The sequence below is a fragment of the uncultured Psychroserpens sp. genome (assembly GCF_947494225.1).
Taxonomy (GTDB): domain Bacteria; phylum Bacteroidota; class Bacteroidia; order Flavobacteriales; family Flavobacteriaceae; genus Psychroserpens.
In genome coordinates this window covers 24,979-36,916 of record NZ_CANLUG010000011.1, presented here as the reverse complement: position 1 = coordinate 36,916, position 11,938 = coordinate 24,979, and the positions used below count along the sequence as shown (strand labels likewise).

Below are 11,938 nucleotides of genomic sequence, written 5' to 3'. Positions count from 1 at the left end.
CAACCGTTTTATTTAAACAAAAAAGACTAATCAATCAAATCAATCAAAAAATGAAAAAAATCACGCAATTGTGCATTTTTCTATTCACTGTAATAGCATTTGCAACACCATCAAATTTAGACTCAAACCTAAGAGATGGAACCGTATCCGGAAGAGTAATGGATGCGCAACTTAAAGAACCGTTACCCTATGTAAATGTCGTTATTAAAAGTGCTTCAGGAGAAACGATAACTGGAGGAATAACAAAGGATAATGGTACATTTGAAATCGAAAAAATCCCTGAAGGAAAAATCGTTGTAAGTATTCAATATATAGGATACAAAACGGTATCAAAAGACGTTACCATTGGTAAAGGAAACTACAAAGTTAAATTGGGAGACATTTTCTTAGAGGAAGATGTTGCTGGTTTAGACGAGGTTACCGTAATAGCAGAAGTATCGACCATTCAACAAAAGGTAGACCGTAAGGTAATTACTATTGGAAAAGATTTAGCGGCCACTGGTACTGCATCAGAACTTATGGTAGGAATTCCTTCTGTGAGTGTAGATTCTCAAACAGGTGACATTGCACTAAGAGGAAATCAAAACGTTCGTGTTATGGTTGATGGGAAACTATCAAACATACCAACTGCTCAGTTACTAAAGCAAATTCCATCAAGTGCTATTAAATCTATTGAATTAATTACTAATCCATCTGCAAAGTATGATCCAGATGGTATGAGTGGTATTATTAATATTGTACTCCATAAAAATACCATGGTTGGATTTAATGGTAGTGTAAGTACTAACTTTAGCTACGAAAGACGTCCAAAGTTCAATAGTGCTTTAAATATGAATTACAGAAATGGTAAATTCAACTTATATGGGAACTATAGTAATAACATTTCGAAGAATTTCAATTTCGGTTTTATTGATAGAATAGACCAAAACACACTTCAAAATGTGACCGTTCTTGATAACAGAAAATCTCATGTATTTAAAGTTGGAGTTGATTTCTATATCAATGATAAGAACACGCTTTCAGTATTTACCAATCAAAATTTATTTGATGGAGGAACAGATGCTGAAACTGGTATTCTTTTTGGTAATAATACATTCCAGAATCAACTTATTACCAATGACGGAGACAATACATCTCAACAATACAATTTCGATTATAAATTAGATTTTGACAAAGAAGGACAAAACATAGAGTTAGAAGTTGATCATAACATTTTTGATGGGGATGCCAACACAAATAACCTCTTTTCTGGAAGTGCTAATAATAGACCAAACTTCTTTGAGCTTACAGATACAGAAAGAGAACGTACATCGATTAACCTTGATTATGTAGACCCATTATCTGAAACAACAAAACTTGAAGCTGGATTACAGGCTAGGTTATTTAATAGTGCTATTGAGTACGAATCTGATGGTCGTTCGCAAAACGCAAATGGCGATTACATTCCTTCTTTAACTAATTTTGATTATAGTAGAAATATCTACTCTGCCTATGTAAATTATAGTAAAAAAATTAACAAATGGAGCATCCAATTAGGTTTACGTGCCGAAACTGTTAATGTTGAAACCTTAGCTGAAGAAACAGACTTACAAACGAACATAGTTACCTTAACTCCTTTTGATAATGATTATTTTGAATTGTATCCTTCGGCGTTTGTAACATTACAAGCTTCAGAAAAGAACTCATTTCAGTTTAGCTACAGCAGACGAATTGATAGACCTGGTGTTGGCCAAGTGAATCCTTTACCAGAATTTAATACACCTTTAATTTCTAAGTTTGGTAACCAAGACTTATTACCTCAGTTTACAAATTCATTCGAAACGAATTACACGAGAAGATTAAAGAAAGGAACCATTACAGCTGGTGTATTTTACAGAAGAATTAAAGACGAAATTTCAACAATAGTTTTTGTAGATAGAGCAGATTTTAACCGATTAATTTTAACAGATGATAATTTCCAAAACACATCATCTTATGGTTTAGAAATCTCTTCTAACTATCGTCCAACAAAATGGTGGTCTATTAATGGAAGTTTTGACCTCTATGCGCAAACACAAAAAAGCATTAGTGAACGTTTAACTGCTCCTGCAGAAACGGCAACAGAGGCCGATATTGTATTAGAAACTGTAGAAGTTGATAACGTCGCTTATAACTTTAGAATCTTCAACAACTTTAGAGTTAGTCCAAAATTATCATTTACTGCTTTTGCTTTTTATAGAGGCGCAAATGAAAATATCCAATTTGATCAGGATGCGATGCATTTCGTAAACCTTGGAATACGTTATAGCTTCTTAGAAGGCAATAGAGCAACCTTCAACTTTGGTTACAATGATGTGTTTAATACTATGAAATTCTCTGCAGATTCTGGAAGACCTTTTAGACAAAATGTAGAATTCAACTGGGAAAGCAACACATGGAATCTTGGATTTAGCTACCGATTTGGTGGCGGAAAATATCGTGCTAAATCTCGTAAAAACAGAGATAACGATGAGAAATCTGGAGGAGGTTTCTTATAGAGAACAAGTAAAGTTTAGTAACCTACATATAATAGTTGATGGTTAGTGTTAATGTTTGGTTATTAAATAAGAAAACCCAAGGCTTTTGTCTTGGGTTTTTGTTGTTATAAAGAATTTCGAATGCTACTGTAATGTTTTATCTGTATCTACGACTTAACACTTGTAAACAACATAAAGTTAGTTTTTTACATGTTAGAATTTTAGAGAAACAAAATTGATTAGTAGCAAAAAAAATCCGAAGCCTAAACGTTTCGGATTTTTTTATGAATCATCGTTTTGTTAATTGATGTTAAAAATGTTAATAGATAAAATAAAACACACTTTTTAGCGTCTATAGGTTGTGATAAGTTTTAAAGCTAATCAGTTTAAAAAAATCACTCTTTTATAGTTTTAGTGTTTTTAGTAAAATTGGTTAATAGCAGAAAAATCCCGAAGCAATAGCTTTGGGATTTTTTGTATTAAGATTGTTTCTTGGATCGCCTAGCTATTCCTAAAATTATTAAAATCGCTCCACAAGCCAGTCCAATATACTTATATTGAGTAGCATCGTAAAATTTAAATAGTATTAAAAATCCAAAAATAATGGCAGCGAGTCCACCTCCTAAAGGTCCTCTTTTAAAGAATTCGACATGATGTTTTTTATATGATTAGGTATTGAATATAGTCAGAAGTTCTAAATACACCTAATATCTAATAAAAAGACTTCATAAACGCTTTAATCTATTTCATATTTAAAATCCCAAAGCTGTGCTTCGGGATTTCTTTTCTTATAATTATCAAAAACAATGCTTAACCCTTGTTTTATTAGTCTGAGAGAAAGACCTGTTTCTTACTAGATGTAAAAACAAACAAAAGGTTGCTTCAAAACACAATTATTTTTTTAATTACCATTTCATAATAACACTTCCCCATGTAAAACCGCTACCAAAAGCGGCCAACACAACTGTATCTCCGTCTTTAATTTTACCTTCTTCCCACGCTTCGGTTAAGGCAATAGGAATTGAAGCGGCAGTCGTATTACCATACTTTTGAATATTATTAAATACTTGATGATCTTCTAATTTAAATTTACGTTGAATAAATTGAGCAATGCGTAAATTGGCTTGATGTGGAATTAGCATATCTACATCATCTACTTCGAGTTGATTTTTCATCAAACCTTCCATAATAACTTCACTAAAACGAACAACGGCATTTTTAAACACAAACTGCCCATTCATATACGGGAAATAACTCTCATCATTAGGATCACTTTCGGCGATAATATCATTCACCCAACGCTTACCCATTCCTGGTGCAATTAATACCAATTCTTCGGCATGCTCACCTTGCGAATGCAAATGTGTTGATAAAATCCCTTTAGTCGTATCTTCTTCCCTAGTTAATACTGCGGCACCAGCACCATCACCAAAAATTACAGTGACCCCTCTACCACGCGTTGTTTTATCTAAACCATGAGAATGTAACTCACTTCCAATAACTAACACGTTTTTATACATTCCTGTTTTAATAAAATTATCTGCAACAGAAACAGCGTATACAAAACCAGAGCATTGGTTACGCACATCTAAGGCACCAACTGTTTTAATATCTAAGGCATGTTGTACTTGAACACCAGGACCTGGAAAATACATGTCTGGACTCAAGGTTGCAAAAATGATAAAATCAATATCATCTTTATCAATACCTGCACGCTCTATAGCAATTTTGGCAGCCTTCACTCCCATTGTTGCCGTAGTATCACCAGAGCCTTTAACAACCCAACGACGTTCCTTGATTCCAGTTCGTTCCTGAATCCATTCATCGTTTGTATCCATCATTTTGGATAAATCATCATTGGTCACCACATTGTCAGGAACATAATGTCCCAAACCTATTATTTTGGAATTGTACATAGTAATCTTAATATTAAATAAGTCTTGCAATTTAACCATTTCAGTAGTATCATCTTTTAAACTCAAACCTAATTCGTTATGCATGCATAGTATCTCAAAAATGTCAGTTTGTCACCTTAATGTTCTTGGTACTTTTTTTGTCTTAGACATAATGAACATAAAAATTAAACATTGTCATTTCAAAGTGACACTTAAATTATAATTTATCATGACAAAAGGAAACATTAATGTATCGGTAGAAAATATTTTCCCGCTCATTAAAAAATTCTTGTATAGCGATCACGAAATCTTTTTACGTGAGTTAATAAGTAACGCCACAGATGCTACACTTAAGTTAAAACACTTAACAAGTATAGGTGAAACAAAAAGCGAGTATGGAAATCCGCAAATTGAAATTAAAATTGATAAGGACGCAAAAAAATTGCACATTATTGATCAAGGTTTAGGGATGACTGCCGAAGAGGTTGAAAAATACATCAATCAAGTGGCATTTTCTGGAGCCGAAGAATTTTTAGACAAGTACAAAGATTCTGCGAAGGACTCTGGAATTATTGGACATTTCGGACTAGGATTTTATTCTGCCTTTATGGTTGCCGAAAAAGTAGAGATTATTACTAAATCTCACAAAGATGAACCTGCAGCTCATTGGACTTGCGATGGTTCTCCAGAATTTACTTTAGAAACAGCCGATAAAACCGAAAGAGGGACTGAAATTATTTTGCATATTGCAGAAGACTCTACAGAATTCTTAGAAGAAGGACGCATTAGTGAACTCTTATTAAAGTATAACAAGTTTATGCCTGTTCCAATTAAATTTGGAATGAAAACTGAAACACTTCCAAAACCTGAAGATGCAAAAGAAGAAGATGCCGCGCCAACTCAAGAAGTAGATAATATCATTAATAACCCTAATCCTGCTTGGACAAAACAACCCACAGAATTAGAAGAAGATGATTATAAAAATTTCTATAGAGAATTGTATCCAACACAGTTTGAAGAGCCATTATTTAACATTCATCTTAATGTAGATTATCCGTTTAATTTAACAGGAATCTTGTATTTCCCAAAAATGACGAATGATCTAAACGTCCAAAAAGATCGTATTCAACTTTACCAAAATCAAGTATTTGTAACCGATAACGTTGAAGGTATTGTTCCTGAGTTTTTAACAATGCTTCGCGGTGTAATTGATTCTCCAGACATTCCATTAAATGTGTCTCGTAGTTATTTACAAGCCGATGGTGCAGTGAAGAAAATTTCATCATACATCACTCGTAAAGTGGCAGATAAATTGAAATCTCTGTTTAATGCTAATCGCGAGGATTTCGAAAAGAAATGGGACGACATCAAAATTGTTATTGAATATGGAATGCTTTCTGAAGAGAAATTCTTTGATAAAGCAGATGCCTTTGCTTTATATCCTTCGGTTGATGGTACCTACTATACGTACGAAGAATTATATAATAAAATCAAAGCGAAGCAAACTGACAAAGATGACAAACTTGTGATTTTATATGCTTCTGATAAAGATACTCAGCATTCGTATATAGAAGCTGCAAAAGCCAAAGGTTATGAAGTATTGCTATTGGATTCTCCAATTGTATCGCACCTCATTCAGAAACTAGAAACAACTAAGGAAAAGATTTCTTTTGCTCGTGTTGATGGTGATCATATTGATAATTTAATTAAGAAAGAGGATACCGCAATTTCTAAATTATCTGAAGAAGAAAACACCAAATTAGATGAATTGTTGAAAGCAGTTATTCCTGCCGAAAAGTTCACAGTACAGTTAGAAGCTATGGATAGTGATGCATCGCCATTTATAATTACGCAACCAGAATTTATGCGCAGAATGAAAGAGATGCAGCAAACTGGCGGAGGCGGTATGTTTGGTATGGGTAATATGCCAGAAATGTATAACCTTGTTGTGAATACTAATTCTGAATTGGTTGGTGAAATACTAAACACAAAAACCAAAAAGAAACAAGAACGTTTAATCAATCAAAGTTTAGATTTAGCACGTTTATCTCAGGGCTTATTAAAAGGCGAAGAGTTAACTAACTTTATCAAGCGCAGTTACGATATGATTAAGTAAACATAAAGTCATTTACAAATAAAATATCAAAACCATCTTGTTTCGTCAAGATGGTTTTTTTTTCTAACTAAACAAAAACTAGAGTTTACTCATTAAAAGGTAGCGTTCGCTAAACACCTGTTTTTTCACATACTTAGTATCCATAGGTTTGAATGTATAATAACATTTAAAGACGACACCATGATTAAACCATTCAACTTAGAGATTAAAACACCTTGTTCTGAAAATTTCAACCAATTTACAGCAACTCAAAAAGGTGGATTTTGCCAGTCTTGTGAAAAAGAAGTTATTGATTTCACAAAAATGAACGCTCAAGACATCAAAACTTACTTTAAAAATAAAAGCAATCAAAATACTTGCGGAAGATTTAACAGCAACCAATTAAAAACTTACAATCAAGCGCCTAAGCAAGAAAAAAAACTAAGTTTTATTAGTACTATTGGTCTTGCGTGTTTATCATTTTTTTCATTTAGCACACTACAGGCTCAAGACATCAAAAAGCAAACCCCCAACACAAAAACCGATGATTCTAAATTTACGGTTAAACAACAAGAAAAAGAGTTTTTTGTAAAAGGAACTGTTTTTGACGAATCTTATCCTTTACCTGGCGCAAGTGTTATTTTACAAGGAACTACAAAGGGCGTACAAACAGATTTTGATGGTAATTTTAAGTTTCCGGATAAACTAAAAAAAGGAGATGTGCTCGTTTTTACTTATGTAGGCATGAATTCCCAAAAAGTTGTTATTACAGATAAGCACACAGCATACAATATTACATTACAAGTAGACATGACTGCTACAGAATGTGTTCTTATGGGGAAAGTTGCTGTAAAAGAGGTCTACAAGTCTAAGAAAAACTAATAGTGTACAATTAAATAGGTATTCATGAAAAGGCTCATTTCCACTTTAATTTTTATTTGTCATATATCTTACGCTCAAGTTTCAGATTTTAAAAACATAGATTTCACAAGAGCAGACAATATTGCAAAACTTAATGAAGGTGCGAACCTAGATAATTTGGCAATACTTGCGCATAATCTTACCTCAACGCTTCCAACTCAAGTTGAAAAGTTTAGAGCTATTCATACTTGGGTTTGCCATAATATTAAGGCCGATTCTAATCAGCATGATATTGTTGCCAGAAAAAGAAGAACCCTAGAAAATGACAGTATTGCATTTATGAAATGGAATAATTCATATAAAAAAATAGCATTTCAAAAATTATTAAAGCGTAAAGAAACCATGTGTACAGGCTATGCTTACCTCATTAAAGAATTGTGCTTTTTAGCAAATTTAGACTGCGTTATAGTTGATGGTTATGCAAGAACAATTGACTCTAACATTAAGAAACTCGAATCGCCTAATCATTCATGGAATGCTGTTAACTTAGGTGGTAAATGGTACTTAAGTGACGCCACTTGGTCTAGTGGATATATTAAATCTGGAAATGTTTTTGTGAGAGATTATAATGAAGGCTACTTTTTGGCAGACCCCATATTATATGCAAAAAGCCATTATCCGTTAAACAAAAAATGGCTGTTAGATGATTCACTCATCAATAGTAAATTTGTGGCAGGACCTTTAGTTTATGCCGAAACTTTTAAACAACATATTACACCTTTATATCCAAAGAAAATGAATGTTGATATAAACAAAAATACAGAGATTAGTTTTAGCTTCAAATCTGAAAACCCAATCTCAAATAAAAAGATAGCCTTAGTAAAAATTAATAGAACCCATGAAACGTCTTTAACTATTTCCGATTTAAAAAATGAAAACGGATTAATCTCATTTAAACATCTATTTAAACATAGAGGCACTCACGATGTTCATTTAAAAATTAACAATGATATTGTAGCCACGTACACAATACATGTTAACAAAATGAAATAGTTAAATCGTTATGTGTTATTTACTAAAAAAAGCCAAAACACATGTTTTGGCTTTTTAGTGCAAATACTCCAAAGCTATTAACCAACTTTAGATTTAACGTAGTCTTCTACTTGGTCTGATGGTATTTCCTTTACATCTACAATAAAATCACCATTAGCACCAGAGATGACAATCTTTGGGGTAAATTGCCCAGGAAACGATCCATGCACTTTATAAGGTGTTGTTCCTTGTCCTATAGGCCCTGTCCAACCCATAGAATCAATTTTAAGTCCACCAACAAAGTGCTCATCACGCTTTAAGGTAAATCCGTACGAAAAATTTTGAGCGTCACCTTCAACTTCAATAACAAAAATTCCAGGCGTACGCAAACCTGTCCATAAATACGTTGCTGTTGTCTTACTTGCATCTACTGGTTGTTTCATATAAAATCCCATAATATAATATTTTAGAGTCACCTACTCTATTGCATTGGCTTTTCGGTTATCGCCAGTATTAAATACTAAAAACAGCTTTTAATACAATTCAAATTTCCAAAATCACCTGTCTAGATTTTAGAGCGCAATCACTTATTTTTCAAATGAGTAATATTACCTACAAACAAAAAAGATATACGCGGTTTTTAATTCAATTCTACGCCATAAATTGTTAGTATTATGCATCTGTATTTTAAGTTGTATTCAGAAAAAACTTAACTTGTTTCCAGCAAACATGTTATAAATGTCGACATTACCATTAAACACTTCTTATAAATACCATCTACTTATTAGTTTAATTATTAGCTTATGGCTCGTTCTATTTTTAATTCTTATTGCGCCTTTTGATATTGCCGAGCTCACTTTTTCCGCGCGTTTAGAAATTTTACCAACTTATGGTCTCATAAGTTTTCTTGCCTATACTATATTGATTCCTATTCAAAATTGGATATTCAAACGTTTTAAGACTTGGACCATTGGTACTGAATGTATTTTTATTGTCCTATTCAATATTATTCAAATCTTTATCTGTTATGGATATTATAAGTCTAGCATTGTTAATGGCAACTATGATTTTCAAAAATTCGGACTTGAAATTTATCTTCCCATATTTTTTATTCTACTGCCTATAATTATTTTTTTAAGATGGTTTTTAAACAAAAAAGTTCCTAATCAAACACACAAAAAGCTCATTTTAAGAGGTGATAACAAACATGATGTTATACAATTGTTACCGGAAGAACTCATCTGTATATCAAGTGCAGATAATTACATTGAAATTAATTATGCAAAGCATGGAGAATTGCACAAGAAGTTATTACGTAATACATTAAAATCTGTTCAAAACGACATTAATGGTTTATTAAAAGTACATCGTTCTCACCTCATTAATCCTTCTCATTTCATAGAATGGAAAGGAAACAACACTATAATTTTAACACTTATGGAAGTCCCGGTGTCAAAACGTTATAGAGACGCCATTTTAGAAATGAATCAATCGTCCCTAAAAACGAATACTTTGTCCCAAAGTCAATAAATATGTGGCTTAAGGTTAAACGACTTATTAATTTTGATTTGAATTAATTTTTAAACTTCACATCATGACAAAGACATTTTATATAACAATTTTCATAGCATTCCTATCATATTACTCTAGTACTCAGGAAAAAATTAAAGCATCCAACGCTTTATTAGAATCATTAATAAACGATAATGTTGTTGTTGGTGCCTCTGGAGGGTTTTCAATTGATGGTAAAACCCAATGGAAATCTGCCGTTGGTTATTCTAATAAAAACGAAAAAATCGATTTTAATTCGGGCAGCCGAGTGAGAACGGCTTCAATCGCAAAATCGATGACAGCAGTTGCAATTATGCAACTTGTTGAAAAAGGACTCATTGATTTAAATGCGCCATTAGATCGTTATATTCCTGAGTTTATTCAAAACGGTAAAACCAAAATCACAACAAAACACTTATTATCACATACATCTGGAATAGGTGATTACAAAAATGATAGAGAAATTGAAAACAAAATTAATTACCAAACACTCTCGGAAGTCTATGATGTATTCAAAAACCGCAAATTACGTTTTGAACCTGGTACTGAGTTTTACTATACAAGCTATGGTTATGTTGTTCTTGGTATGTTAATCGAAAATATATCTGGACTATCTTATAAAGATTATATGCAACAGCACATTTGGGACGTACTAAATATGTCCAATACAGGCATTGAAATGGTAGATACAAATGAAGAAAAATCGAGAGTGATATACCATCGTGATAACAGAGGAAAGATTAAAAGAGCCAAAATTAATAATCTAAGTAATCGCACTCCAGCTGGAGGTTTATATTCTACAGTAGACGACCTTATTTTATTTGGCAATGCGCTCTTAAACAACAGTTTAATTAGTGCTGAAACGTTCAAACTCATGACGCAACATCATAGTCTAGAAAAAATAAATAATGGTTACGGTCTTGGATTTTACCTATATGGAAAACAACCAGAGGAAGGCAGTATTATTGGGCATAATGGTGCTCAAAGAGGGACGTCTACACAGTTATTTGTTGTTCCAAGTAAGAACGTTGTTATTGTTGTGGTATCTAATACATCTGGCGCAATTAAAGAGGTGCAAACCGTTGCAGGAAACTTAATCAACATTGCACTTCGAGAAGAATAATTATGTCATGTCATGCGAAATCTCATAACAAAACGAAAAAAAGCATGCCTAGATAAAGTTACTTTTCTTGTTAATATAGACCGATTAACTAATATTTAGAGAGAATATCGACTCTAGCATACACATCTTAAAGGTTTTACGTAATTTAATGTGACCAACAACAGTATGAGTGCGAAGTGATAATTCAAAAATCAACGACATTTTTAAAGATCTTTCTTTTTCCGAAGAAGAAATTAAGATCATAGAATCTGTATTCCATAAATCCACCTATAAAAAAGGAAGTATTCTTTTAAGCGCGAATGATATTGTAGACAAACAATACTATATTTATAGTGGTTGTTTAAGGTCTTATCATATTGATTCGCACGGAAAAGAGCACACTGTCCAGTTTGGAGTTAAAGATTGGTGGATTAGCGACTATACAGCTTTCTTTTCTACATCCAAATCAATAATGAATATTGAAGTTTTAAGAGATGCCACACTGTATAGGCTCTCCAAAGAAGACAAAGAATATTTATATGCAAAAATCCCTCAGGTCGAATCGTTTTTTAGAAAAAAACTAGAACGTGCTTTCGCTGCTTTCCAAAAGCGTATACTATCCAACCTATCACAAACGGCCACAGAACGTTATATAAGTTTCATCAATAAGTATCCTAACATTGAGCGCAGTGTAAAAAATTATCATATTGCTTCTTATCTAGGAATTACCACAGAAAGTTTAAGTAGAATAAGAAAAGAATTACTCGCAAATTAAATTTCTTATCATACATCAATTTTTTTAAACATTTTTCATTCTAATTTTGCACAAATAGTAAGATTGACATAACCCTATTGTAAATCCCTATGATTAATAGCTATGAAAGCACAAGTAGAAGACACTTGTGCT

The 11,938-nt window shown here is 32.6% G+C and carries 9 protein-coding genes; 7 read left to right on the top strand and 2 right to left on the bottom strand.

Annotation, left to right across the window (positions count from 1 at the left end):
- Window positions 1-50 precede the first annotated feature (50 nt).
- Window positions 51-2,516: a TonB-dependent receptor gene (locus Q0893_RS18690; protein ID WP_299278627.1), complete on the top strand. Its 2,466-nt coding sequence runs from the start codon at window positions 51-53 to the stop codon at window positions 2,514-2,516.
- A gap of 884 nt (window positions 2,517-3,400) precedes the next feature.
- Here Q0893_RS18690 and Q0893_RS18685 read toward each other — a convergent pair.
- Complete coding sequence (locus Q0893_RS18685) at window positions 3,401-4,411, bottom strand: 3-oxoacyl-ACP synthase III family protein (protein WP_298904882.1); 1,011 nt, start codon at window positions 4,409-4,411, stop codon at window positions 3,401-3,403.
- A 208-nt stretch (window positions 4,412-4,619) separates the two neighbouring features.
- Here Q0893_RS18685 and htpG point away from each other — a divergent pair, with 208 nt between their 5' ends.
- The 3 genes from htpG (at window position 4,620) to Q0893_RS18670 (ending at window position 8,399) form a co-directional block, all read left to right on the top strand.
- Entirely contained in the window at window positions 4,620-6,506 is a 1,887-nt protein-coding gene (gene htpG / locus Q0893_RS18680; RefSeq protein ID WP_299278624.1) for a molecular chaperone HtpG, read from the top strand.
- Between the two features lie 180 nt (window positions 6,507-6,686).
- Window positions 6,687-7,367, top strand: coding sequence for a carboxypeptidase-like regulatory domain-containing protein (locus tag Q0893_RS18675; RefSeq protein WP_299278621.1), 681 nt, complete (start codon window positions 6,687-6,689; stop codon window positions 7,365-7,367).
- Between the two features lie 24 nt (window positions 7,368-7,391).
- Window positions 7,392-8,399 carry a hypothetical protein gene (locus Q0893_RS18670; RefSeq protein ID WP_299278618.1) on the top strand — a complete coding sequence of 336 codons (1,008 nt, stop codon included), beginning with the start codon at window positions 7,392-7,394 and terminating at the stop codon, window positions 8,397-8,399.
- Window positions 8,400-8,476: 77 nt separating this feature from the next.
- On the opposite strand, the gene Q0893_RS18665 is transcribed toward Q0893_RS18670, so the two are convergent.
- A complete protein-coding gene (locus tag Q0893_RS18665; RefSeq protein WP_298904769.1) occupies window positions 8,477-8,833 on the bottom strand; it encodes a hypothetical protein in 357 nt (118 codons plus the stop codon).
- A 283-nt stretch (window positions 8,834-9,116) separates the two neighbouring features.
- On the opposite strand from Q0893_RS18665, the gene Q0893_RS18660 reads away from it, so the two are divergent.
- From Q0893_RS18660 to Q0893_RS18650, 3 genes are all read left to right on the top strand, one after another.
- Window positions 9,117-9,908 (top strand): LytTR family DNA-binding domain-containing protein, encoded by a 792-nt coding sequence (locus Q0893_RS18660; RefSeq protein WP_299278615.1) that lies wholly within the window; start codon window positions 9,117-9,119, stop codon window positions 9,906-9,908.
- 64 nt (window positions 9,909-9,972) lie between these two features.
- Window positions 9,973-11,052, top strand: a complete 1,080-nt coding sequence (locus Q0893_RS18655; protein ID WP_299278612.1) for a serine hydrolase — start codon at window positions 9,973-9,975, stop codon at window positions 11,050-11,052.
- A 169-nt stretch (window positions 11,053-11,221) separates the two neighbouring features.
- Window positions 11,222-11,806 carry a Crp/Fnr family transcriptional regulator gene (locus tag Q0893_RS18650; RefSeq protein WP_299278608.1) on the top strand — a complete coding sequence of 195 codons (585 nt, stop codon included), beginning with the start codon at window positions 11,222-11,224 and terminating at the stop codon, window positions 11,804-11,806.
- The last annotated feature ends 132 nt before the right edge of the window (window positions 11,807-11,938 follow it).